Raw genomic sequence first — 24,633 nt, 5'->3', positions numbered from 1 at the left:
GCCGGGCTTCGACGAATAACAACAGGAGGTGCACATGACTGTGTCGACACTGGAAGAACTTGAACTGCCGTTCCTCGAACTGGAGTCGCCGGCGTTCGCGGCCGACCCCTACCGGCATTTCGCGGTGGCGCGCGAGGTGCATCCCTGGCTGGCGCGCTCCAATTTCGGTCTGGTGGTCCACCAGCTCTCCGCAATCCGCGAGCTGTTCATCCAGGACCAGAAATTCCGCCCGGCGTACGACGGCATCGTCGACCAGCTGGACGCCCACGGCACGCCCTGGGGGCGGTTCACCGAACAGCAGCTGATCTCCCTGCCCGAGGAAAAACACCGGCTGTTGCGCGGCATGTTCGCCGCCCGCTTCACCCCGGCGTTTGCCAACCGCATGCGGGGCGTGATGCGCGGCACGATCATCCGCCTGCTGGACGAATGGGCGCCCCGCGGGGAGTTTGATTTCGAGGTGTTTGCCTCGCACTACCCCATCTCCGTGATGTTCAGCCTGGTGGGAGCTCCGCTGGAGCGGCTGGCGGATATCCGCGCCGACCTGGAGACGCTCGGCCTCGCCATGAGCCTCGATAAATCCCGCATGCCGGAAATCCAGAAGTCGATCACGCGGCTCGATGCGCTCGTGCATGCCCTGATCGAGGAGCGCCTGCGGGGCGAGCGCGGCACGCACGACGACCTGCTGGAACTGCTCATCGACGCCGGTGGCGAGGGCGGGATCACCGCCCGCGAGCTGGCCGACGTGATCATGTTCTTCTTCATCGCCGGCTACGACACGACGAAAAATGTTATGACGTTCACCATGCACACGCTGCTCGACTACCCCGAGATCTACCGGCGCTGCGCGGATGACATCGACTACTGCAGGAAGGTGATCGAGGAGGCGCTGCGGTATTTTAACCCGGGTTCCGTCGGTCGTTTCACCAACGAGGACATCGTGTTCCGCGATGTGCTGCTGCCGAAGGATTCGATGATTTTCTTCACGCTGAACATAGCGGGCAGGGATCCCACGGCGTATGCGGACGCGGATGTCTTCGACCCGGACCGGCAGGTCGCGCTGGAGAATCGCCACGTGGCGTTCGGGCTCGGGCGGCACATGTGCCTCGGCCAGCACATCGCCAGGGCGCAGATGCAGGAGGCGTTTCACCAGATTGCGCAGCGGCTGCGGGAACCGCAACTCGCCGGCGATTTCGGCTGGCGGCCGTACCCCGGCGCCTGGGGCATGCACGGGCTGCCCTTGCGTTTCAACACTACAGGTAGACAGGAACATGACTGATATCGCGGACGTTTCTTCACACACTATCGCCGACCTGGTCTCGCTGGCCGGGCGCGTCGCACTCGTGACGGGCGGTGCGCGCGGGCTCGGCAAGGCCATCGCGGCGCGTCTCGCCGAGGCGGGCGCCAGGGTCGTGATCGCCGATCGCGACGGGGAACTCGCCAGCGCGGCTGCGACCGACCTGGCCGGCAGGTTCGGCGTCGACGTCGCCTCCGCGCAGATGGACGTCACGGATTCGGCCACTATCGCGGCGGCGGTCCAGCTGGCCGTCGACCGGTTCGGCGGGCTGGACATCTGGGTGAACAACGCGGGCATCTTCCCGTTCGTGCCGCTCGCGCAGATGACGGATGAGGTCTGGGACGACGTGATGGCCGTCAACGGCCGCGGCAGTTTCGCCGGCGCGCGGGAGGCGGCGCGGCACATGGTCGCGGCGGGCAAGGGCGGGGTGATCGTCAACGTCGCGTCGACCGCGGGCTTCCGGGGCGTCTCGCCGGGGCTCTCGGCCTATGTCGCGTCCAAGCATGCGGTGACCGGGCTGACGAAGCAGCTCGCGCTGGAACTGGCGCCAGAGCGCATCCGGGTGCTGGGCGTCGCGCCCACCTATTGCGTCACGGAGGGTAATATCGCCGCGGCGCAGGAGGCGGTCGGTGGCGACCTCAATGCGGCGCAGGAGATCACCGCGATGTTCTCGAGCAAGCTGGGCCGTGTCGGCGTGCCGGACGATGTCGCGCGCGTGGTGCTGTTCTGCGCCTCGGACATGGCGATGTTCATGACTGGCAGCACGCTGCTGGTGGATGCCGGCGAGGTGCTCTAGCCGGGTAAGCCAACTCAGAACGCCTTTGTCGAATCATTCAATGGTCGCTTTCGCGACGGCTGTCTCAACCAGCAATTGTTTCGGGGCCTCGAGGACGCAAGGCAAATGATCGACGCCTGGCGAATGGATTACAACGAAATCAGGCCACACAGCTCGCTGAATCATCAATCACCAGCGGGCTTTGAAAAGGCGGCCTAGACTTGGAATTCTCTCACAGGAAGTGGGAACCCTCCGGGGAGAAGGTCACTCTGTATTGTTTCTCGCCAATCAAGCCTCCGGGAAGGTAGTCCTCCCGAGCGGCACTTCCATCCTGTTGCGCGCCTCCCGCCTGGCCTGGCCAACCATTTCATCGTAGGCGCTTTCCTGGCGCAGGACGATTGCCGGTATCTCAAGGTGTTCGAAACGTTCCCGCATGTGTACCAGGCTGCGAGTGACAAGCGTCTTTTGCTCACCCTCCCATACCGCCCACTCTTCACCATCGATAACGACAATCGCCTGATACAAGGCCTGCTCGAGCGAATGTATCACCAGTTTCTCTACCTGGTGTGACGGAAGATCACTGTAGAAAATTTTCATTCTTTCCTCCCGTAGCTATCGATCGCACTTGTCGGAACGATTCCCGCTGGCACCTTACACCATGAGCCTTCAGGCATTGTTGCAAGAAAAACAAGGTCGCCGCAAATAGCACAGCGGCGGAACTGTCGCTGCGGACTGCCCGCGCCCCGGGACGAGAGGATTCAGGCGGACGCAGGTCGCCAGCAGCTGAGCCATCCGGGCGCCCCCTGCCGAACCATCGAGAGCAACGAGGCTATCAAGCACGCCGTGATGTCGGGCCTCGGGGTGTCGATTCTCTCGGAGCACACCCTGACCTTCGGCGGCGCCGAGGGCCTGGCCAGAGTCGAGGTGCAGCACCTGCCAATAGAGTCCACCTGGTACCTGGTGCGGCCGCGCTCGCGACGCCTGTCCCTGATCTCCCGCGCCTTCCTCGACTACCTCGAGCGCGACGGGGGGCGCAGCCTGGCCGCTCCGGAGTAGCTGCCGGATCTTCGATACACGGTCAATCGCCTGCGGGATGACTGATCCGTCCGCACCTGGCTAGCGTAAGAATAGGCATTAATGCCCGAAACGAGACGCGACCATGACTACCGCGCTAATAGACTCACTCAAGCCTCACACCAACGCCATCTCCGAGGATGCCCTCCGGGTGCGGGACGCCTTGCGTGCTCAGGGCCTGGAGACACCGCTGGTCGCCAATGGCCTGACTGCAACCCAGAAACAACAGCGAATCGCAAAGGCTTTCACCGATATTGTCCTCACCCTCGGCCTGGACCTTTCGGACGACAGTCTTGGCGAAACGCCCGAGCGAATAGCGCGCATGTACGTCGAAGAGATCTTTTCCGGCCTGGATTACGCGAGCTTCCCCAAGATCACCGCTATCGAAAACAAGATGGCAGTGGATGAGATGGTGCGGGTCAGCGGCATCTCGGTGGTGAGCACCTGTGAACATCACTTCGTCACTATCGACGGCCTGGCCACGGTAGCCTACATTCCCGCCGGCAAGGTCATCGGGCTATCCAAGATCAACCGCCTCGTACGCTTCTTTGCGCAGCGCCCGCAGGTACAGGAGAGGCTGACCAGGCAGGTGCTGGTCGCGCTGCAAACCCTGTTGGAGACGGACGACGTCGCCGTCACCATCGACGCCGCACACTACTGCGTCAAGGCGCGGGGTGTCCAGGACGTCAATTCCACCACCCAGACCACCGCCCTTGGAGGGCAGTTCAAGACCGATGCACGTACGCGTGCCGAATTCCTTTCCTAGACAAACGAGTGGAGGGTCAGTCCATGATAGAACGCAACCTTGGCAACGCTGAACGCCTTATTCGCCTGTTCCTGGGAATAGCTTTCGCGTATTGGACGCTGTCACAACCCCATCTCCGGGTGACGGAGTGGTTCGTTGGACTCGTTGCCCTGATGCTGATACTCAACGGCGTTTTTTCGCGCTGCTACCTGTGGTACGTGTTGGACCTGGATACGCGGCCGAAGTGCGAGGTTTGATGAGATTCTGGTAGGCGTTGGGAGTGATGGCTGCAAACAAAGCAAACAAAGGGGTCAGAGCCCTTTTCGGCCACATCTGATTGGCGCTGGGGCACTATTGTCATTCGCTTAAACGGTATATGCCGCCCGACCAGTTCGCGCATCAAAACTGAGTATAAAGGGCTCTGACCCCTTTTACCCTTTTCGTCGTAGACTGTGCTACCTGCCAGCAAAAGTAGCTCCAGCGCCAACGCGGAGTGTTTGATGGCCTACAGCAGAGTAAACACCCCATGAACAGCAACGACTTTTCCGGCCTGCCGCTACCGCCCGAAGTACTCGCCAATCTCAAGACCCTCGGCTATGAGACCATGACGCCCATTCAGGCGGGAAGCCTGCCAGCGGTGCTGGAAGGCAAGGATGTTAAAGCCCAGGCCAAGACAGGCAGCGGCAAAACCGCTGCCTTCGGCATTGGCCTGCTGCAAGGCCTGGACGCTCGTCTGTACCAGACCCAGAGCCTTGTCGTTTGCCCAACCCGCGAGTTGGCCGACCAGGTGAGCAAGGCGCTGCGCCAGCTTGCCAGGCCCTTCGCCAATGTAAAAATTCTCACGCTCTGCGGCGGAAAGCCCATGGGTCCGCAATTGGCGTCGCTGGACCATCCGCCACACGTGGTAGTTGGCACTCCGGGTCGGCTGCTCAAACACTGCCAGAAAGGCTCGCTAAAACTGGACCAGCTGCGGACTCTGGTCCTGGACGAGGCTGACCGGATGCTCGATATGGGCTTTCTCGACGATATCAACGCCCTGATCGCCTTTACGCCGGATCAACGCCAGACCCTCCTCTACTCCGCCACCTACCCGCAGGAGATTCTCGCCATCAGCAACCAGGTGCAGAAAGATCCCGTCGAAATTACCGTGGAGAGCGTCCACGACGACAGCGTGATCCAACAGCTTTTCTACGAAATCGGATCGGGTAGCAAGCTGGACGCCATTGAAACCTTGCTTCGACACTTCCGCCCCGAGAGCAGTGTCATTTTTTGCAACCGCAAACAACAGTGCGAAGATCTGGCCGATGCACTGAAGCAACGCGGCATCAGCGCCGTCGCCCTGCACGGTGACCTCGAACAGAAAGACCGCGACCGGGTGCTGGTGCTCTTTGCCAATGGCAGCATACCGGTACTGATTGCGACCGACGTCGCTGCCCGCGGCCTCGACATCAAGGAACTGGCTGCCGTCATTAACTACGAGTTACCCCACGACCCCGAAGTGTACATCCACCGCATCGGCCGCACCGGCCGCGCTGGTAACGAAGGATTGGCCCTGAGCCTGTTCCTGCCGGCGGAAGTGCCGCGGGTCAATGTGATCGAGGAATTACTGGATCGGGCCCCCAGCTTGCAAAATCTGCCCGCAGTATCGGAACCCACCCTGGCGATCAAAGGCAGCATGCAAACACTGGCTCTCAACGCCGGGCGCAAGGCCAAACTCCGCCCCGGCGATATTCTGGGCGCACTTACCGCCACGGGGGAGTTGACCCGTGATCATATCGGCAAGATCGACATTTTCGATATGGTCGCGTACGTCGCGATGACTCGGGAGAAGGTTGGAAAAGCGCTGGAGATCCTGGCACGTAGCGGCGTTAAAGGAAGGAAAATTCAGGCGAGAAAGGCTTAGGAATAAAGGGGTCAGAGCCCTTTTCGGCCACATCTGATTGGCGCTCGGACGCTATTGTCATTCGCTTAAACGGCTTGTGCAGTCCGATCAGTTCGCACGTCAAACCTGAGCAAAAAGAGCCCTGGCCTCTTGTATAGCTGGTGAGATTGATTTCGCCGGGTTTCTGGTGCACAGCGAAAGCCGCTCTTGGTCTAGAATTAACCCGCAGCGCGACGCCGCGCTTGCAGTATTCACCGAAGCGGTAACGGGTTAGCTACGTCACATGCAGGATATCTTCGTTTACGGCACCTTATTGAACGATGAGGTGCTGAGAATTCTTTTGGACCAGCCCTTGCCAAAGGTCGGCGCCCGCTTGGCGGGCTACAGGCGGGTCACGGTATCAGGACAGATGTTTCCCGCGATCCGCCCGGACGGAACGAGCAGCGTGGAGGGCGCCCTGGTCACCGGGCTGGACCAGTGCGCGATATCGCTACTGGATGAGTACGAAGGCCGTTTCTACCGGAGGGAGTCCGTGGTTGTTTACCTCGATTGCGGTACTCCGCGGCACTGCCAGACCTATGTATTCCAGCCCCGGTATTACGACTTCCTGTCCGCCGAGGCCTGGTGCAATGATCACTTTCGTGAATGCCACATGAGCCAGTATCTTGCCCGCTTGCTCGGTCCGGGCTGATGGCGTGGGGATAAAGGGGTCAGAGCCCTTTTCGACCGAATCTGATAGAGGCCAGGTCAACATTCGCTTGCATGGCGTGTGCGCCCGAAGAATCTGTACATCAAACCTATACAAAAAAGGGCTCGGCAAAAAGGACTCTGACCCGTTTTCCGATATAGCGCTAGCGGCTGACCCTTTTTGTTTGCAGTTAGTGCGAAAACAAGGAGCCAATAAATTGATAAGGCTGTATATATGACAAGTTAAGTGTCTGGCTTCACGGTTACCTGGGAAGCTCCCGGAAAGCAATCCAGTACACTGATTAATACGCCAAAGGGGATCTCGATGTACGCTATAAGATGGCTGGTCGCCGCCGCCGTTATTGGACTACCTGGAACGATTAACGCACAGTCACTGCCTCCCGGTGACAGTGTAAACGTGGATATATACGTTAATGGCACCCTTAACATACAGTTTAGCGGCACGGTTGGAGATGGAGCTGATGTGAGCATATTCGGCTATTCACTCTTCCTGAATGAAGGAGCCGGCAATACCGACTTTTACCTGCAATCAGACAGCACCGTTTGTGGCTGGCAGTGTACCGGCCAGGAAATCGAATTTAGAGTTTATGGCCTCGACTTTGCCTCCCCTTTCACTATATCGAATGGGCAGGCGTCCTTTGCTACTGGCTCGATAGTGGTAAATAGCCCTACTTCATTCAGCCTGTTTTGGACGAATGATGGTACAGGGACGCTTTCTGGACCTGGCGAGCGAATTTTCAGTGGTACCTTCGTAGCCCAGGCGCCTGAACCGGAGCCCCCACCGGCACCCGCACCGGCGCCAGCACCCGCACAAGCACAAGCACCGGCAGCAGTGCCTACCTCCCTGCCCATAGTGCCATTTTCCCTGGCCATAGTGGTGGTGGGACTGCTGGGTATAGCAAGGTCCAGGAAGGGATAAAGGGGTCAGAGCCCTTTTCGACCGAATCTGATAGACGCCTGGTCATAACTGGCATTCGCTTACAGGGCGTGTGCGCCCGAAGCATCTGTACATCAAACCTATGCAAAAAGGGCTCTGACCCCTTATTTACTGGCGATCAAAGGCAGCATGCAAACACTGGCTCTCAACGCCGGGCGCAAGGCCAAACTCCGCCCCGGCGATATTCTGGGCGCACTTACCGCCACGGGGGAACTGACGCGAGAACATATCGGCAAGATCGACATTTTCGATATGGTCGCATACGTCGCGATGACTCGGGAGAAGGTTGGAAAAGCGCTGGAGATCCTGGCACGTAGCGGCGTTAAAGGAAGGAAAATTCAGGCGAGAAAGGCTTAGGAATAAAGGAATAAAGGGGTCAGAGCCCTTTTCGGCCACATCTGATGACCATGTTGGCGGTATTGCTGTTCGCATCCTCGAAAGAATCATTAGCATAGCTGACATCGCCATTCTGCCAGTGTCGGCATGCCCCGCCAGCCACGCATGTTCATTCCCGGCCTGCCCGCGTATCCGCGCAGGACAGGTGTCCCGCGGGCGGCCATAACGAGGCATCTAGCAGCTCTGCTACGGCTCACACCAATTCCGCTCAAAAAGGGCTCTGCCCCCTTTTATTACCCCCCCTGATTGCCAACAGCGCCAGCAATCCCGCCAACAGGCCCAGCGCGGGCAATCCCATCACGGGAATCACCTGGGCTTGTCCCGCTGCTGGTACGGGCGCCGCGGCAGGAAGCCGCACCCCCACCCCGCCCGGATCGACAATACGGCCGTCCACGCCAGTGTTGTCACCGAGGGCGCCATCGACGAGATTGAGGCTTGCGGTCCAGACGGTAGCGCCAGCTCCCACGCTCTCTTCCACGAAAGTGGCGTCCACGCTGTACCAGCTGGGCGCGGAAAAGTCCGGCGGTGTCGGTCCGTACTTGCGATAGGCCATACCGGGCTCGAACATGGTCATGCCGTGGTAGAAAAACTTGACGGTGGCGCTGCTGCAGGGCAACTCGAAGCTGATCAGCCCGTATGGGTAGTCCCAGAGCGGGTCTGGCGCGAGGGCGGCTTCGCCCGTTTCAGCGACACGTTCGGCCTGGCTACAAGCCCCGCCGACTTCCATAGTGACGTATTGGCCACCGAGCGGAATGGACACCACGCCCGGCTGCAGGCTGTCGGGAATCCCGTCGTAGTTGCCGTCACCACCGTTGGGGGCGCCGTCCTCCACACCGCCATCCACGCCGTCTTCAAAGATATCTACCGAGGCGCTCGCGCTGTTGTTACTCGCCTGGCTGTCTGCGCCAAGGCCGGCTATGGTCGCGTTGCCCAGCGCCACGCCGGTGGTACTCGCGGTACAGGTCGTGCTGTAGGTCACTGACGCACCGGCCGGCAATTCCAGTGTCTCGTTAATGTCGCCGCTACCCGAAGCGCTATTGCCGCTGGCGCCACCGCTCGCCGCGCTGGTCCAGGTACAGGCGCTGACACCCGCCGGGAAGCCTGCAACCAACTGCGCCGCATACTCTAATTCGGGACCGCTGTTGCTCGCCGTAACGGTGTAGGCAATACTGGTGCCGGCTTCCGCCGCCAGCGGGTCCGCGTCAAAGATGACACCCAAGTCTACCGCATTCTGGATACCCGTCCCCGACAGTGCAATGGATTCGGCATCAGCCACCGGGAACAGCAGCGGGAAGCTGAAGGTGTCCGGGTGGGCCGCCGGCGTCATGGGCTGGTACTGGATCGTCACCGAACAACTGCCGTTAGTGGCGATGACATTCCCGGAGCAGGTATCGGCGGTGATGGTATAAGGGGCATCAACGGCATCCGGAACCCCGACTGCTCCCACCTCGAGGGCACTGCCTGCGTTGCTGAACGTGAGTGTACGCGTCGGCGAGGGGGAGCCAATAACGACTGTGCCGAAGTCGAGGCTACTCGCGGACAGGCTGTAATCAGCGATATAAACGGTGACGTCCGAGGTACCCGTCGAGCTCACTGCGGCCCCGCTTTCGGTGGCCGTCAGGCTGACCTGGCTGGCAGCACTTTCTGGCGCAGAGCCGGGCACGCTCACCACCACAGGCACGATCACCCGCTCCAGGGAAGCCAGCGTGATGCTGTTGCCGTTGGGCAGGGCCGTGGTCCACGCGGGGTTGGCGGCAGCGGACAGGGAAAATGTGTGTGCTGTATTGTCGAGGTTTTGCACCAGGAAGTTCAGGGTGACGTCTTCACCGGGCTCGGCAAACTGCTCGGGCACCGGCAACACCTGCAGGTAACTCGGGTGGGTGACCTGCTCATAGGACTCGACGACCCAGGTCTGGCCCGCGGCCAGGCTAGCCTTGTCCCACTCCAGATAGTATCCCGCGTCCACGTAGCTCGCGTTGGCCTCATCCCCCAGCCGACCGGAATTCGCCTGCATATTGCCCGTGGAGAACAGGCCACCGAAGTAGTGGTTTGCCGGCGTTACCACCGCGCCAAAAAAGCTGATGGTGCCGGAATTGCTGAAACCGTTGTTGCTCAGGTTCAGCCTGCCGGACGTGGCATCCCACCAGCTACGCGCACTATCGACACCGCCAAAATAGGCGTCGCCGCCGTGCATGAGGCGCACGTCGGTAAACGTGGCCGCGGTGGTGTTGGTCAGTTCGAAGCGTTTCTTGTAGGACAGGCTGCCGTCCTCGTAGGACACAATCATCTTCAACTGTGCCTTTGACCCGAGGTTGAGCGTCGCGACAATGGTCTCCGCATCAGGCCGGGTCAGGCTCACTGCTGTAGCGCGCGTGCCGCGCGCGGTGTAACCCGTATAAAAGGCGTTACTGGTATCGGCGCCATTGAGCCAGACCAGTGAACGCCAGGAGTCCTCGGAGAAGTACTGGTACTTGATGCCGCTCGGGTGGCATACCCACAGCGCAACGCCACCGGTAGAGCCGACACCGATAATCAGCGGGTCGCCCTCGATGATTTCCCAGGTCTGTGCGTCCAGCAAGGTGCCGTAATTAGTCCCGAAAACCGGGGTATGGCCGTTGGCAGCACAGCCCAGCTCGGCTGCAGTGGCCCTGCCCGTCATGAAGCAAGCCGCAGTGAGGCTTAGCCATAGTGCAAACAGGAATTGGCCGGGCTTTGAAGACGTTACGTAATTTCTGTTGGGCACTCGACAATTCCTTGTAGTGATCACTCGAGGGAGCAGGTCCAGGCTTTATGCGTTGACGACCGCAAATGAAAAGGCAGCGGCTATCTTACAGACTTTCAAGAGAATTCAGACGCCCGCAACTGTGATCGGAGTCACATTTTTTTACCCGCTGGAATGAGGTAATGCGGTCAGCCCTTATTGGCCATTTTTGATACGCAGAAGAATGGCGCCTGAAGGGATAAAGAGAGAAAAGTGCTCTGACTCCTTTTACCCCTTTTACCGGTAATTGCTAAAGTTCGCCTCTTGCGCTGTAATCCACGTCATCGACGCTTATATCTACAGGACGGGTGAGGATATGGCAGGACGCTTCGTTTCAGGAGTCCTGGTAGGGGCCGCAGCAATGGCCGCCCTTCAGGTCGGCGTCAGTTTCGCGACGCAGGCATTCAGGCCGCCGCCCGGCTCCAACATGATGTTACGTGCACCGATTAGCGCGGCGCCGCAATTGGAGGTCATTATCTCGGACGTGGTCATACCGCCGAATGCCGAGGTGCCACGTCACCATCACCCGGGCGAGGAGTTTGTCTACGTGATCGAGGGCGGCGCCAACCACGTGGAGGCCGGCAAGGAGGACCGTTGGCTGGGGGCCGGTGACGCCTATGTAATCCCACCCGAGGCAGAGCACGCGCCGGTGGGCGGGCCGGAGGGTGCAAGGGCCGTGGTATTCAGGGTCCATGTGGCCGGAAAGCCGGAACGGATACTGGCCAATTAAAGGGGTCAGAGCCCTTTTAGGCCGCAAATGATGAGTCTTCAGGCGTTCATTCCGCCCACATCAAATCTATTCAAAAAGGGCTCTGACCCCTTTTACCCACTTATTTACTTATATCACGCGCGAGAACCGCTGCTCACGCGCCGGCTTGATGTACGCATCAAAGCACATCGCAATATTGCGCACCAGTAAACGCCCCAGCGGCAACACCCGAATATAACGGGAATCGACCTGTACAAGTCCGTCCTCGGCCAGTGGCGCCAGAGCGTCCAGACTTTCGCTGAAATACCGATCGAAACGAACTGAGTACTGCGCTTCGATCTCCGCGAGATCCACTTCACCCTGGCACATCAAGCGCTGGATAACCTCTCGCCGCAGTTTATCGTCTTCGCTCAGGCGATAGCCCTGCATGACCGGTAATTGGTCGGCCGCGAGATCACTCAAGTAATGCTTTTCGTGACGCTGATTCTGGCTATAGCAATCGTCCACCTTGCCAATCGAACTCACGCCCATGGCGATCATGTCGGTTTCCGCATGCGTCGAATAGCCCTGGAAATTACGCTGCAGGCTGCCATTTTGCATCGCTACCACCAACTCATCCTCCGGCAGGGCGAAATGGTCCATGCCCACGTAGACATAGCCGGCTTCCTGCAGGCGTTGGATGCTGAGCTCCAACAAGCCCAGCTTGGTTACGGCATCGGGTAACGTCTCGCTCACGATCAGCTTTTGCGCCTTCACCTTCTGGGGCATGTGGGCGTAACTGTAGACCGCCAAACGCTGCGGGCGCATACCGATAACGGTTTCCAGCGTCTGGCTGAAACTGTCCAGGGTCTGATGCGGCAAGCCGTAGATCAGGTCCATGCTCACCGATTGATAGCCGGCCCGCGCCGCCGCATCCAGCACCGCCTGCACCTGCTCGACGGACTGCAGGCGATTGACCGCTCGCTGTACCTCCTGGTTGAAATCCTGCACGCCCAGGCTCAGGCGGTTGAAGCCGTAATCGCGCAACAGTGCAATCGTATTATCGCCCACGGTCCGCGGATCGATCTCGATCGAGAATTCGCGCTCGGTGAAAGGGGCAAAATTGAAATGCCCTTCGGCGTGCTGCAACAAGCCGTTTAACTGCTCGTCATCCAGGAACGTGGGCGAACCACCGCCAAAATGTAACTGGCGTACCTCTCGCCCCGCTACCCGCTCAGCCTGCAAGCCCACTTCCCGGTACAGGTTCTCGAGGTAGGGCCGCGCACGCTCCCGCGTGTGGGTAATAATCTTGTTACACGCGCAGTAGAAGCACAGCGACTCGCAGTACGGGATGTGAAAGTACAGGGACAGGGGCTTGCCGCCTGCGTTGCTGCGCGCCAGCGCCGCCAGGTAATCATCCCTGGTAAACGCCGGAGAGAACTGCAGGGCTGTCGGGTAGGAGGTATAACGCGGGCCGAACGTATCATACTTGTTCAGCAACGCGGCATTGAACGGGACGGTGGACTGCATGCCTGGTCATCGTGGCCATGAATATGGTCCAAGCCTAACGCATTAGGCCAGAAGAAAATTGATCCTGGTCAGCGAAACCGCATTGCGTAGACCTGTTCACCCTCCTGTGTCGACAGATCAGCGCCCTTTTCCTGTTGAACGAATCCTCATTCCTGCGAAAATGCGCCCCGCCTCCCCAATGACAAACTGACCGATAAGGATCAAGCGATGACACCTGAACAACTGGTCGACGCACTGAAAACCAGGCAGTCCGTAGCATTCGAAGACACCATGGCGGTGATCGACGAACATTTTGACTACACCGCGAGCGCCTTTAAAAACGGGCAGCAGAATAACGATGCTGGCCAGAACGCGGGTTCCTGCAAGATTCTGGCCTTCGGCCAGTTGATGAACCTGAGCGAAGAGGAAACACTGCGCTGCTTCGGACGCTACTACCAGGATGTCCTGAACACACCAGATGGCAACGACCACGGCAATATCCGCAACTTAATCGAATTTGGCTGGAGCGGCGTCGCGTTCGCCTCGGCACCGCTCAAGCGTCGATAAAAACAAAGCAACAAAGGGGTCAGAGCCCTTTTCGGCCAAATCTGATAGATTCCAGGTCAAAATTGTCGTTCGCCTACATGGCTTGTGCGCCCGACCAATCCACACATAAAAACCAGGCAAAAAGGGCTCTGACCCCTTTTTCGCCTTTTTCGTTAAAAGAAACCAAGTGGGTTGATGTCGTGACTCACCAGCAAATTCTTGGTCTGCTGATAATGCTCCAACGCCACCTTGTGCGTCTCCCGCCCAATCCCTGACTTCTTGTACCCCCCAAACGCAGCATGCGCCGGATACGCGTGGTAACAGTTCATCCAAACCCGCCCCGCCTTGATCCCGCGCCCCATGCGAAACGCCAGGTTCACGTCCCGGGTCCACACGCCAGCGCCCAGCCCATACACAGTGGCGTTGGCAATCGCCAGGGCCTCAGCCTCATCCTTGAAAGTAGTCACCCCGAGGGTGGGGCCAAAGATCTCCTCCTGGAACACACGCATGTCGTTGGTGCCTTTCAACAGGGTCGGTTGCACGTAGTAACCGCCGGAGATGTCGCTACCTACGGTCGCCTTGCTCCCGCCCATGAGGAACTCGGCGCCGTCCTGCCGCGCCACCTCCATATAGCTCATGATCTTTTCGAACTGCTCCAGTGAAGCCTGGGCACCGACCATGGTGTCCGTATCCAGGGGGTTACCCTGCTTGATCTTCTTCGCCCGTTCCAGCACCCGTTCCATAAACTCGCCGTAGATGTTTTCCTGCACCAGTGCCCGGGAGGGGCAGGTGCACACCTCGCCCTGGTTGAAGAAGCCCAGCAGCATGCCCTCCACGCACTTGCTGATGAACTCGTCCTCCTGGCACATAACATCCGCGAAGTAGATGTTAGGCGACTTGCCGCCGAGTTCCACCGTGGAGGGGATCAGGTTTTTGGCCGCGTTGGCCAGGATGATGTGGCCCACTGCCGTGGAACCGGTGAAGGCGATCTTGGCGATGCGGTCGGAACTCGCCAGGGCCTGACCGATTTCCTCGCCATAGCCGTTGAGGATGTTCACGACGCCGGCGGGCAGCAGGTCGGCGATCATCTCCATCATTACCAGGATCGAGGTGGGTGTCTGTTCGGCGGGTTTGAGTATCACGCAGTTGCCCGCCGCCAGGGCGGGTGCCAGTTTCCAGCCCGCCATCAACAGGGGGAAGTTCCAGGGAATGATCTGGCCGACCACGCCCAGGGGTTCGTGGAAGTGGTAGCTCACAGTAGTGGCGTCGATGTCCGCGGCGCTGCCTTCCTGTGCCCGGAGACAGCCGGCGAAATAGCGGAAGTGGTCGACGAGCAGCGGGATGTCCGCGTTCAGGGTTTCGCGGATGCCCTTGCCGTTGTCCCAGGTTTCCACGTAGGCCAGGGTTTCCAGATTGGCTTCGATACGGTCTGCTACCTTGAGCAGCAGGTTGGAGCGCTCAGCAGCGGAGGTTTTGCCCCAGCTGTCCGCGGCGGCATGGGCTGCATCCAGGGCCTTGTTGAGATCTGCGGGAGTGGAGCGTGGCACCTCGCAGAACGCCTCCCCTGTGACGGGGGTAATATTCTGGAAATAGTTTCCTTCCAGGGGGGCTACCCACTCGCCGCCGATGAAATTCTCGTAGCGGCTTTTGAAGTTGAACAAGGCGTCTTCGCTACCTGGCATTGAATATTGCATGATTATTCTCCTTGGATTCAGGTACCCGAAAACTATAGGCCAAGGCTGGGAATTCTCCAGTGCCGCAATCCCGGTAGCCCATGTCAGCAATCTGCCGGAAGTGAAGATGGCACGGGCAGACCGACCCGCTGCGCGCATCCGCGCTATCCTGGATAGCCCGGCCTTAAGTCCCCGGCGATCGCAATGCGGATCAAAGGAGTCAGAACCCTTTTTCTCAAGCCTCCGGATACGCTCCTCTCCACACCGCACCGCGCAGGTGTTCCCGCACACAGCCGACAAAGCGCCAGGCCGTAGCCTATCCAGGCGGGGAACACCCCCGAGCGCGCCACAAGCACACGGCGGCTTTATCTGGCACTCGCTGCTATAGTTGAACCTCAGGCAGCCTGCCGTACGGCTACTGGTGCACTTCGCAACCGCTCCAGATATGCAACGATCACCGAAACAGGCCGGACATCGCCCCCTGAACCCGCGGCGTCCGCGCCTTAGCCGCATAACCAGACAAGGAGAGCGCCATGCCCAGGCATTCAATTGCAATCCTGTTATTGCCCCTGATCTTGCTCACCGCATGCGCCAGGGAGCAAAGCCCCGCTTCGACGCCATCGACCGCAGCGCCCTCCCCTGCAATCCCGGTCCCTGACGAACAGCTTCAGGCAGTCGCCTGGTTCGACGGCAGCATCGAGCAGGCCTTCGCAGCGGCCAAAACCCGGAATCGGCCCCTCTTCATCTACTGGGGCGCCGAATGGTGCCCCTATTGCAAGCAGCTACAGGCGACCATCTTCGTACGCGAGGAGTTCATCCGGATGTCGCGGCAGTTCATTGCCCTCGATATGAGTAATGGTGACTCCGAGACCATTCGCCAGAGTGACCGCTTCAAAATCATCGGCCTGCCGACCGTGATTGTCTTCGCTCCCGACGGCACCGAGTTGACCCGCATTCCCGGCGGCATGGACCTGGAGCAGTACGCCGCGGTGCTGGAGCTGACCCTGAACACGCTGCGCCCGGTGTCGGCACTGCTCGCGGCAGCCCAGGCAGGCGCTACGCTAGAGGATGACGACTGGCGCCTGCTCGGCCACTATTCCTGGGACCTCGACCGCGGCAGCGTGCTCGGCGAGCAAAAGCCCTCGCTGGTCCTGGCCCAGCTGGCGGCGGATTGCCCGCCGCGGCTCGCACTCGCCTGCAGCCGGCTGGATCTGTCGGCAATTTACGCCTGGCTGGAGGCTGAGGAAGAAGATCGGGACGCGGCCACCGGCACGGCACGCCTGCGCGACTTCACCGCAATTCTTGCGGATCCCGGCCTGCGACGCGCCAACATCGTCAGCCTGGCGGAACTCGGGCCTGACGTATTGACAGAACTGGCTACTGGCGAAGAGCAGGCAGAACTGCAGGCAACGCTGCTGGAGCAACTTGCTGCCGCGGTGGACGATGAGAGCCTGAACATATTGCGCCGGGCGTCGGTCCTGTCGGGCTGGAGCCGGGTGGCCACCGCACTGCAGGCCGAAGACGACACCCAGCCCGGGGAGCAGGTGGCCTGGGCGAAGGCGGCCGCGGACCAGATGATGGCCGCGCTGTCGCCCTACGAGGTACACGCCGGTGTCTACAGCCTGTGGGGAGTCTACTACCGGGCAGGTCTGGAGCCCGAAGCCCGCGCCACCCTGGCACGGGGTATCGCCGAGTCGAAGGCGCCGTATTACTTCATGAACGGCATGGCCTATATCGATCTCAAAGCCAACAATACCGCGGCCGCCCTGGCCTGGTACCGCAAGGCCTGGGAGGCCACGTCCGAGCCTGCACATCGCGCCAGTTGGGGCCGCGGCTACATCCTGAAACTGCTGGAGCTCGCGCCCGATGAGGACGCCGAAATCGAGCGCGCCTCGGCGCAATGGCTGGAAGAACTGCTGGCCCAACCCTACGCCCTGGAGATCTACTCGCGCAGCCTGGGCCGTGTCAGCGAGAAAATGCTCGCGTGGTCAGAGGGCGAGCCCGGCCGTGGTGAGGTTATCGCCGCACTGCGCGCGGACATGGAAAGGCACTGTGCCGCCGCGACCACGGATGCTGACACTCTGGCAAGGTGCCGGGAATTCCTGAGTCCTGCCGAAATCGCCAGTGCGGATTAAAGGGGTCAGAGCCCTTTTCAGTCACATCTGATGTCAGGTATGCCATATGGCAGCCCCTCTTGTAGGACAGGATAGGCGTAAAACTGGCTCTGATCCCCTGCGTCGCGCACCGGCCAGTGCCCCATCAAAACTGTTCAAAAAGGGCTCTGACTCCTTTTACGGTAGTCAGGATCGGTCCAGCATAGCGGCAAGGGCTCACCGGACAGGAACTTAAGATCGTTCTTGGTCACAGGCTCGGGTTCCTGCTCCTCCTCCCCCACCTGGTCTCGGGCAAGCACCTCATCACGAAACACATTGAACAGGTCTTCCAGATCTACCACCGCCAAGATATGGCCGGTGGAACGTTGTCTCAGCAACATACCCGCCTCCCGCTTCGCTGATTACCATGCTTCAAAGGAGTATAGTCGACACCGTCTCGGCCAGGCCTGTGATTACCTGCGGCCGGACAACAAATTTTGCCGGCTTTGATCCATCGTCCGGTCTCTCGATCATAAAGGGGCCAGAGTTCCTTCAAGAGCAAATTTGATCAATTCCGGGACGTTCATTAAAGTCCTTAACAACAGGACATCGCAGGGGAGCGAGCGTGGTCGACCCGGGAATTACCGTCTGGCAGGTCAAGCCCATGGACATGCTCACCATCAGCATTCTCGTCCTGTTCGTCGGCATGTTCCTGAATAGCCGCCTGCAGATACTGAAACGCAACTACATCCCGCCTGCAGTAAGCGGCGGGCTGCTCTTCAGCGTGATCACCACTGCGTTTTACCTGCTAGCGGACATTCAGTTTGAATTCGATATGCGCTTCAGGGATCTGCTTCTGCTGGTTTTCTTCAGTACCGTCGGCCTCTCGTCCCGATTGTCCCAGTTGGCCCGTGGCGGCAAGGCCCTGGTGATCCTTGTGTTTGTTGCAGCGGTATTTCTGCTGATGCAGAACATCATCGGGGTCGGCTTCGCTTACCTGGCGGGCGCTCCACTCGGCTACGGCCTTATGGCGGGCAGTGTTTCGCTGGCCGGCGGGCACGGCACTGCCGCCGCATGGGCGGTCGAGGCACAGGCCGCGGGACTCAGCCACGCCGGTGAAGTGGGCATGCTGTTCGCCACCTTCGGCCTCATCAGCGGGGGCCTGCTGGGCGGGCCGATCGCGCGCTTCCTGATATCACGCAATCAGCTGAGCACACCGGGGCACGACACCACTGCGGCGACCGAGGTCCATGTTACGCAGGCGAAAGTACCTGCAATTTTTGCTGACTACCCGCTGTACCCTGTCCTGCGCGGCCTGCTGGTACTTGCTGTTTGCGTAAGCCTTGGAGACGTAATCAATCGATACCTTGCCGAGACTGGGCTGCGTCTGCCGGGATTCCTGGCATCCATGTTTGTGGGTATCCTGCTGACCAACCTCCTCGACCTCGCAGGGCGCCCGGCAGACCTACAAACGCTGAATGCCTTCGGCGGCGTCAGCCTGCATATCTTCCTGGTCATGAGTATGATGACAATGCAGTTGTGGCATATGTCTTCCATGCTGCTAGCCGTGTTTTTACTGCTCGCGCTGCAGATCGTCGCCATGACGCTCTTCGCCAGCTTCGTGGTGTTCAGGCTCATGGGGTCGGACTACGACGCCGCGGTGCTGGCCGCCGGGTTTACCGGACTCGGACTGGGTGCCACCCCGGTCGCCCTTGCCAACGTGGAAGCTGTAACCGAGCACTTTGGTCCTTCGCCAAAGGCCCTTATCGTTATTCCCCTGGTCGGGGCATTTTTTATAGACCTGCTGAACGCTGGTGTCATCAATCTGTTCATCACATTTTTGAATTGACCAGAAAACACGCGGGGCCCACTCCCTCGACCGAGAAAATCATGGCTCCACCGGGCGCGAAGGTGCTTTTTTCAGGCGATGTCCGCGGTCTTTTGATCGGCAAGGGCTTAAAGGGGTCAGAGCCCTTTTCGGCTGCATCTGATGACCATATGGGCAGTATTGCTGTTCTCATTCCCAGAGAAACTATTAGCATAGCTGGCAACGCCTTTGCGCCAGTGTCGCCATGCCCCGCAAACCACGCATGTTCATTCCCGGCCTGCCTGTACATGTTGTACAGAGAGGCAACAATCGCCAGGCAATATTTTTCGAGCAGGAAGACTACCTCGTCTACTTGTCATTTATCGCTGAGGCGATTGACCGATATGGCTGCTACATACACGCCTACGTACTTATGACAAATCATGTACATCTGCTCATGACACCTCTCAACCACGACGCTGTCAGCCGGAGCCTGCAATATACCGGCCGCCACTATGTACCTTACGTCAATAACAAGTTGGGGCGAACCGGGACACTATGGGAGGGGCGCTTCAAGGCCAGCATTATCGATAGCGACGAATACCTGCTTGCGTGCTATCGCTATATTGAGATGAATCCGGTAAGAGCGGGCATGGTGACCCACCCGGGGAGCTATCAGTGGAGCAGCCATGCCTGCAATGCATTCGCCAGGGAAGACAGCCTGGTCACTCCACATGCAAACTACCTGTCACTGGGTGCTACGGCGAAAAAACGCGCACAAAATTACCGGCGGCTTTTCGAAGCGCAAGACGACGAGGGCGAACTGGAGGAAATTCGCCTGCATACCCAGTCTGGTACCCCACTGGGGAACCAGCGCTTTCGGTACCAGATCGAGACCAGCTTGGGTGTTCGAGCGGGACAGGTCTCGCGCGGGCGGCCTGAAAAAGGCATCTAGGCACACCGTTTCGCTACTCATCAAATCCGTTCAAAAAGGGCTCTGACCCCTTTTTCGCCCTCCCCGGGAATACCGCAGGATATGCCCCTTGAACTCCTGCTCCAGGTAAGGTGTTGCCTGTGGTTTGAGCAGTTCACAATGAAATCCGAATTCTTTCATTCGGGCATTCAGCCTGCTCTTCCGCCCTCGCCCGGGGTCGACAACGATAACCTCACAGTCGGCTTCTGCGTGCTTCTGGATAAAACCGGCGAGCAGTTCAACATGCTCGTCCTCATACAGCAGGTCGCTGCCGATTATGAGATCGAATAAGCCGAGTGTATCGCCGCTGCCAGACCAGTTTGCCAATTCAAATGCAATCGGGCTGTCACCGTTCAGCGACGTGTTACGCTGCAGGAATTTCTCGGCCTCCGGATGGTAATCTGTGGCGGTAACGTCTACCTCGCGCTTGTTCAGCAGCAAACTTGACAGCGCCATGCCACAGCCCACCTCCAGAACGCGGCGCGCACCTATGTCGTGGTCCGCGATGAAATGGGCGAGCACCAGGCTCGAAGGCCAGATGACGCCAAACAAGGGCCAGGATGCGGAGGATATGCCCAGGCTCTCGGCCACGCCGTCGGGATCCAGGAACTCCTGGGTATTCCTCAAGGTGCAGAGGTGGATATCGGTTCGACCGAACTCGATTGTCTGGTAGCGGAATCTGAGTTTTGTCATTGGCCTGCCTCGTGCGTGAGCGCTCGGCCAGCTATCGGGGAGAAGTGACAAAACGAATTGATGTTCGGTGACCAGCTTACACGATTCCCGACAGGCCTGCCCGAATAATGGGGTCAGAGCCCTTTTTGCAGGAAGCCGCTGACGCCACTATTCGGCGATCAGCGGTGGAGCAGTCCTTCAAATGAACGTACCATCCGTCCTGTCAATTTCCCCCAACGCCAATAAGGATTGCTGAATGCCCACACCCGCGTTCATCACCACGATGCATGCTGCACTGCGGAATCGGCGGCTTTTCACGCGTGCCGCTAGCGTATTTGCCACGCTTTTCATATTACCCGGCGAGGCATTCGCCCAGGCAGCGGGTACGCTCAGTTACGCACCCAGCGCAGCGCCATCCGCCGCAGCGGTACCCCTTCCGGGCGTGGTGTTAATACCACTGGGTTTTGCGCTCATGGTGCTTGGCTTGCGGGTTATCCACAAGCGTGGCACGCGCCAGTTACTGGGCGCTCTGCTGATGCTGGGCGCTACCAGCGCAATGATTCCCGGCGTGATGTATGTGCAGCAGGCGATCGCCGCCGGGCTGCTGATCGAGCTGAATAATCCTGGCGGCGCTACATTAGATCTTCCGTCGGGCCCTGCGGAGTACAGGAACACCTCTGGCATAGCGTTGACGATCACTTCAGTCGCAGCGCTGCCGGAGTGCAGTTCCAACGGACCGGCCGATGAATGCCGCGCCGGAATGGAACTGGCGGACCAGGCGAGTTGCAGCACGGATTTCAGCTGTGCATCCCTGGTAACCGCCGCAAACGATGACGCGATTGCGCTGACCAACGGCGGAAATGCCGCCATCGATGTGCTTGCCAACGACAGCGGCGAGCCGCCCCTGCAGGCTATCAGCTTTGGCGACTCCCTGGCGAATGTGGGTGTGTTTCCGGCGGATGGCGTCACCCTTGGCGCCTTTCCCGCTCCCGGCGGCGGCACGCTGGATGTCAGTTTGAATGCCAGCGGCAACCTGTCCGTCACCGCCAACGGGACCACCGGCGCGGGGAGTGTAACGCTGTTCTATTCGATGAGCAGCACGGTGATTGCTGGCGATGATACGGCCCAGGTGCTAGTCACATTCGGCGATTTACCCACCGCTGTGGCAGATACGCTTGCCACACTGGGAGCGGGCAACGAATTCTCGACTGACGTCGGGGTAACACTGAACATCGGCGCCGGTACCGGGCTGCTCAATAACGACACACTGGGCAGCCCTGCCGCGGTTTTGACCCAATGGGGCGGTGGTGATGCATCTGCTGGAGTGGATCGAAACCCGGGTACTTCCCGCCCCCTGGCTGGTGGCACCATGACCGTTTACGCGGATGGCGCCATGGACCTGGTGAATCCCACTGTCCCGGGCGTATTTACCTTCAACTACATCATCGGGAACAGTGTGGGAAGCAGCCAGGGTTCTGTCGAAATTTATGTCAACGATCCCCCTGTTGCGGAGGATGACGCGTTGACTGCCGTCGTTTCGGTTGTCACCAACTATGCCGCGGCTACCTTGTTCAACAACAATGGCGCAGGCGCGGATTATCTCGGCGCGCCAACAGCCACGATCACCTCCTTTGGCGGCGGCAGCCTGGGCGGCGCGGTTACCGATAACGCTGCCGGCGCTACCGTTGGCATTCCTGGGTTCGGTGGTGCCTTGACGGTAAATGCAGACGGCAGCCTGAGCATTGACTCACCCGCCCTCAATGGCAGTTTCACCTTCCAGTACCTGATCGACAATGGGGTGGGGACTGATAGCGCCACTGTGACAGTCAGTATCTAAGTGATGAATCCAGGGGGCACAGCCCTTTTCCTCCGGCTGGCCTTATTATCCTCCCCGGAATAAAATCACGTAGACGCATGCAAGCATGACGGGCTGAGAATCCAACCCTGCAACGTGCAGTGGGGCAATCAGCGTTTGCAGGAGCAACCCCAGATTCAACCGCGCAGGAATCTGGAGACTTGAACAAAGGAGTGTTGGTCATGACCTTCCATCGATTTTTGCCCGGTATCCTGGGGCTCTGCGTACCTGCCATCTCTTTTGCCCAGTCGACCGGGACCCTTGGCTATGGACCCGCCCCGACCTCTACGGCACCGATGCCGGTGCCAATTCTTTCGCTGCTGCTGCCCCTGAGTATCGCGCTCGTGCTGGTGGGCTTTCGTGCGCTGCGCAAGACCCCGTATCGCCGACAACTGCTCGGAGCCCTCACACTCTCTACCGGTGTGGGTATGGGGATTTTCAGCAGCCTCCACATTCAGGATGCCATCGCTGCAGTCATGATCGAGCTGAACCAGCCCGCAGGTGGCACTGTCGATATTCCGGTAGCGGACGCCGTCTATACCAACACCTCGGGCGTGACACTGGAAATAGGCACCGTCGTACCACCCCCGTTCTGTGCGACCCGTGCGCCTGCCGACGAGTGTATAGCAGGCCTGCTCCTTGAAGACGGAGCCAGCTGCGCCACCGTTTACACCTGTACCCAAACCCTCAGCCTGATTTTTTCAAGCGGTACCCACAGTTTCGACACTGACACGGGCTTGCTCACACTGGCGGGCCAGTCACCGGGGATGCCCACGGGCTGGGATCCCACGCTGCGGGAGTTGAACGTCGTCGACCTTACCATCGCGCCCGGCGTCATCCTTTCCGTTACTGGCAGCAATCCCCTGCTCATTCGCAGTAGCGGCAATATCGAGCTTGCGGGTACGCTGGATTTCAGCGGCGCCAATGGCAGCGCTGGCGCCGGCGGGTCACTGGATAACCCCGCGGGTAATGGCGCAGTGGGTGGCCCCGGAGGTGCAGTGGACATCGACGCACTTGGCGATGTTGTGTTGAGCGGTGTGATCAATGTGTCAGGCGGCAACGGAGGCGCTGGCGGCGACGTAGCGGGCAACGGGGATGCGGGTACGCTTAGCGCAGGCCATGGTGGCGCGGGTGGTCCGGCGGGTACTGTATCCCTGAACGCAGCCGGCTCTCTGGTTACTTCGGGTGTTATCCAGCGCGATGGTGGTGACGGCGGCCCTGGAGGTCAAATCACTGTGTCTGGAGATCTCAACAACGCAACACTCATCAATTCCGGCGATGGTGGCACCGGTGGGCCAGGCGTAAATGGCGGCAACGGCGGTTCGGGTGGCAACGTGTCTATCGCCGGAAGTATCGATGCAGCCAGCGTTATCGCCGGCAATGGTGGCGACGGCGGCGCCGGCAGCGAAAACGGTGGCAATGGAGGAGACGGCGGCGATGTCACTGCCACGGCCGCCACTGGCAGCCCCGCAGGCGGCAATGGCGGTAACGGTGGGAACGGCGCTATTGTCGGTGGCGACGGAGGCAACGGTGGCAACCTGTACCTGGGGTCAGGCCTCGGCAATGGCGGTAACGGGGGCAACGGGGGCAATGGTGGGGCAATTAACGGGACAAATGGGTCACCGGGTGCAAATTTATAAAGGGGTCAGAGCCCTTTTTGGCCATTTTTGACGATTGCGCAATCGTTTTAATGGGGAAATAAATGGGTCAGGGCCGTTTTACGAGGATGGTTTAAATCCTTCCGCTGATGTAGCTTCCATGGAACGTTATTTTCCCAGGACATTCACCAGGCGCGGCTTCATCAGCGGGAGAGACCGGATATGCAAAATGTACTACAACCGACCGGCGACCAGGTCAGGGCTTTCAGGGACCGCCAGACCGGTGAACCCATCGCCATGCTGAACCTCCTCAAGTTCAAGGACAAGGCGGCCTACGAGGACGGCAGGGCAACAGACCTGTCCGGGCGCGAAGCCTACAGGCTTTACGGAGAGGCATTCGAGAAAATCATGGCTCCACAGGGCGCGAAGGTCCTCTTCTCAGGCGACGTCCGCGGCCTGTTGATCGGCACGGGAGACGACCTCTGGGATGCGGTGGCGATTATCCAGTACCCCTCAACCCAGGTCATGCTGGACATGTTGCGGAACGAGGAATACCAGCGGGCACAGCAACATCGCGCCGCCGGCCTCGCGGGGCAATTGCTCATCGAGTGCGGAGCAGACTTCAAATTCTAACCTGCAAACCGAAG

Annotated in this window: 22 protein-coding genes and 1 pseudogene; 17 read left to right on the top strand and 6 right to left on the bottom strand. The window is 59.6% G+C overall.

The features are described 5' to 3' along the window. The first annotated feature begins 34 nt into the window (after positions 1 to 34). The 3 genes and pseudogenes from ACNKU3_RS03715 to ACNKU3_RS03705 form a co-directional block, all read left to right on the top strand. A complete protein-coding gene (locus ACNKU3_RS03715) occupies positions 35 to 1,276 on the top strand; it encodes a cytochrome P450 (RefSeq protein ID WP_418258072.1) in 1,242 nt (413 codons plus the stop codon). After that, positions 1,269 to 2,090: an SDR family NAD(P)-dependent oxidoreductase gene (locus ACNKU3_RS03710; RefSeq protein WP_418258071.1), complete on the top strand. Its 822-nt coding sequence runs from the start codon at positions 1,269 to 1,271 to the stop codon at positions 2,088 to 2,090. Before ACNKU3_RS03715 ends, ACNKU3_RS03710 begins: the two co-directional genes overlap by 8 nt. Beyond that, positions 2,091 to 2,288, top strand: a pseudogene (locus ACNKU3_RS03705) (integrase core domain-containing protein); the annotation flags it as partial. Between the two features lie 69 nt (positions 2,289 to 2,357). On the opposite strand, the gene ACNKU3_RS03700 reads toward ACNKU3_RS03705, so the two are convergent. Continuing rightward, a complete protein-coding gene (locus ACNKU3_RS03700) occupies positions 2,358 to 2,666 on the bottom strand; it encodes a DUF6482 family protein (RefSeq protein WP_418258070.1) in 309 nt (102 codons plus the stop codon). A 21-nt stretch (positions 2,667 to 2,687) separates the two neighbouring features. Between ACNKU3_RS03700 and ACNKU3_RS03695 the strand changes: the two genes are divergently transcribed. The 6 genes from ACNKU3_RS03695 (at position 2,688) to ACNKU3_RS03670 (ending at position 7,772) form a co-directional block, all read left to right on the top strand. Then, positions 2,688 to 3,125: a LysR substrate-binding domain-containing protein gene (locus ACNKU3_RS03695; protein ID WP_418259015.1), complete on the top strand. Its 438-nt coding sequence runs from the start codon at positions 2,688 to 2,690 to the stop codon at positions 3,123 to 3,125. A 103-nt stretch (positions 3,126 to 3,228) separates the two neighbouring features. Beyond that, positions 3,229 to 3,909, top strand: coding sequence for a GTP cyclohydrolase I FolE (gene folE / locus ACNKU3_RS03690; protein ID WP_418258069.1), 681 nt, complete (start codon positions 3,229 to 3,231; stop codon positions 3,907 to 3,909). A gap of 23 nt (positions 3,910 to 3,932) precedes the next feature. Continuing rightward, positions 3,933 to 4,145 (top strand): DUF2892 domain-containing protein, encoded by a 213-nt coding sequence (locus ACNKU3_RS03685; protein WP_418258068.1) that lies wholly within the window; start codon positions 3,933 to 3,935, stop codon positions 4,143 to 4,145. A 269-nt stretch (positions 4,146 to 4,414) separates the two neighbouring features. After that, positions 4,415 to 5,791, top strand: coding sequence for an ATP-dependent RNA helicase DbpA (gene dbpA, locus ACNKU3_RS03680; protein WP_418258067.1), 1,377 nt, complete (start codon positions 4,415 to 4,417; stop codon positions 5,789 to 5,791). A gap of 262 nt (positions 5,792 to 6,053) precedes the next feature. After that, a complete protein-coding gene (locus ACNKU3_RS03675) occupies positions 6,054 to 6,461 on the top strand; it encodes a gamma-glutamylcyclotransferase family protein (protein WP_418258066.1) in 408 nt (135 codons plus the stop codon). 1,083 nt (positions 6,462 to 7,544) lie between these two features. Beyond that, on the top strand, positions 7,545 to 7,772 hold the full coding sequence (locus ACNKU3_RS03670) for a DbpA RNA binding domain-containing protein (protein WP_418258065.1): 228 nt from the start codon (positions 7,545 to 7,547) through the stop codon (positions 7,770 to 7,772). A gap of 247 nt (positions 7,773 to 8,019) precedes the next feature. Here ACNKU3_RS03670 and ACNKU3_RS03665 read toward each other — a convergent pair whose 3' ends face one another. After that, positions 8,020 to 10,389, bottom strand: coding sequence for a choice-of-anchor U domain-containing protein (locus ACNKU3_RS03665; RefSeq protein ID WP_418258064.1), 2,370 nt, complete (start codon positions 10,387 to 10,389; stop codon positions 8,020 to 8,022). Positions 10,390 to 10,999: 610 nt separating this feature from the next. Here ACNKU3_RS03665 and ACNKU3_RS03660 point away from each other — a divergent pair. After that, positions 11,000 to 11,302 carry a cupin domain-containing protein gene (locus ACNKU3_RS03660; RefSeq protein WP_418258063.1) on the top strand — a complete coding sequence of 101 codons (303 nt, stop codon included), beginning with the start codon at positions 11,000 to 11,002 and terminating at the stop codon, positions 11,300 to 11,302. 108 nt (positions 11,303 to 11,410) lie between these two features. Here the strand turns inward: ACNKU3_RS03660 and hemN are convergent, their stop codons facing one another. Then, entirely contained in the window at positions 11,411 to 12,790 is a 1,380-nt protein-coding gene (gene hemN / locus ACNKU3_RS03655) for an oxygen-independent coproporphyrinogen III oxidase (RefSeq protein ID WP_418258062.1), read from the bottom strand. A gap of 207 nt (positions 12,791 to 12,997) precedes the next feature. Here hemN and ACNKU3_RS03650 point away from each other — a divergent pair, with 207 nt between their 5' ends. After that, positions 12,998 to 13,336: a HopJ type III effector protein gene (locus tag ACNKU3_RS03650; RefSeq protein WP_418258061.1), complete on the top strand. Its 339-nt coding sequence runs from the start codon at positions 12,998 to 13,000 to the stop codon at positions 13,334 to 13,336. Between the two features lie 152 nt (positions 13,337 to 13,488). Here ACNKU3_RS03650 and ACNKU3_RS03645 read toward each other — a convergent pair whose 3' ends face one another. Continuing rightward, positions 13,489 to 15,009, bottom strand: a complete 1,521-nt coding sequence (locus ACNKU3_RS03645) for an aldehyde dehydrogenase family protein (protein WP_418258060.1) — start codon at positions 15,007 to 15,009, stop codon at positions 13,489 to 13,491. 512 nt (positions 15,010 to 15,521) lie between these two features. Between ACNKU3_RS03645 and ACNKU3_RS03640 the strand changes: the two genes are divergently transcribed. Continuing rightward, complete coding sequence (locus ACNKU3_RS03640; protein WP_418258059.1) at positions 15,522 to 17,123, top strand: thioredoxin fold domain-containing protein; 1,602 nt, start codon at positions 15,522 to 15,524, stop codon at positions 17,121 to 17,123. A gap of 134 nt (positions 17,124 to 17,257) precedes the next feature. On the opposite strand, the gene ACNKU3_RS03635 is transcribed toward ACNKU3_RS03640, so the two are convergent. Further along, entirely contained in the window at positions 17,258 to 17,482 is a 225-nt protein-coding gene (locus ACNKU3_RS03635; protein WP_418258058.1) for an acetyltransferase, read from the bottom strand. Positions 17,483 to 17,706: 224 nt separating this feature from the next. Here ACNKU3_RS03635 and gltS point away from each other — a divergent pair, with 224 nt between their 5' ends. Together gltS and ACNKU3_RS03625 are read left to right on the top strand one after the other, a co-directional pair. After that, positions 17,707 to 18,930, top strand: a complete 1,224-nt coding sequence (gltS, locus tag ACNKU3_RS03630; protein WP_418258057.1) for a sodium/glutamate symporter — start codon at positions 17,707 to 17,709, stop codon at positions 18,928 to 18,930. A gap of 241 nt (positions 18,931 to 19,171) precedes the next feature. Beyond that, a complete protein-coding gene (locus tag ACNKU3_RS03625; RefSeq protein ID WP_418258056.1) occupies positions 19,172 to 19,843 on the top strand; it encodes a transposase in 672 nt (223 codons plus the stop codon). Between the two features lie 30 nt (positions 19,844 to 19,873). On the opposite strand, the gene ACNKU3_RS03620 is transcribed toward ACNKU3_RS03625, so the two are convergent. Beyond that, positions 19,874 to 20,554 (bottom strand): class I SAM-dependent methyltransferase, encoded by a 681-nt coding sequence (locus tag ACNKU3_RS03620; protein ID WP_418258055.1) that lies wholly within the window; start codon positions 20,552 to 20,554, stop codon positions 19,874 to 19,876. A 235-nt stretch (positions 20,555 to 20,789) separates the two neighbouring features. On the opposite strand from ACNKU3_RS03620, the gene ACNKU3_RS03615 reads away from it, so the two are divergent. The 3 genes from ACNKU3_RS03615 (at position 20,790) to ACNKU3_RS03605 (ending at position 24,619) form a co-directional block, all read left to right on the top strand. After that, entirely contained in the window at positions 20,790 to 22,370 is a 1,581-nt protein-coding gene (locus tag ACNKU3_RS03615) for a midcut-by-XrtH protein (protein WP_418258054.1), read from the top strand. Between the two features lie 179 nt (positions 22,371 to 22,549). Then, positions 22,550 to 24,028 (top strand): midcut-by-XrtH protein, encoded by a 1,479-nt coding sequence (locus ACNKU3_RS03610; protein ID WP_418258053.1) that lies wholly within the window; start codon positions 22,550 to 22,552, stop codon positions 24,026 to 24,028. A 180-nt stretch (positions 24,029 to 24,208) separates the two neighbouring features. After that, positions 24,209 to 24,619, top strand: a complete 411-nt coding sequence (locus ACNKU3_RS03605; RefSeq protein ID WP_418258052.1) for a DUF1330 domain-containing protein — start codon at positions 24,209 to 24,211, stop codon at positions 24,617 to 24,619. Positions 24,620 to 24,633: the final 14 nt, after the last annotated feature.

This window comes from Haliea sp. E17, from assembly GCF_048323675.1.
In the GTDB taxonomy this organism is placed as follows: Bacteria; Pseudomonadota; Gammaproteobacteria; order Pseudomonadales; family Halieaceae; genus Mangrovimicrobium.
Note: the sequence above shows the minus strand (reverse complement) of the source record. Positions and strands in the feature narration are given on the sequence as shown.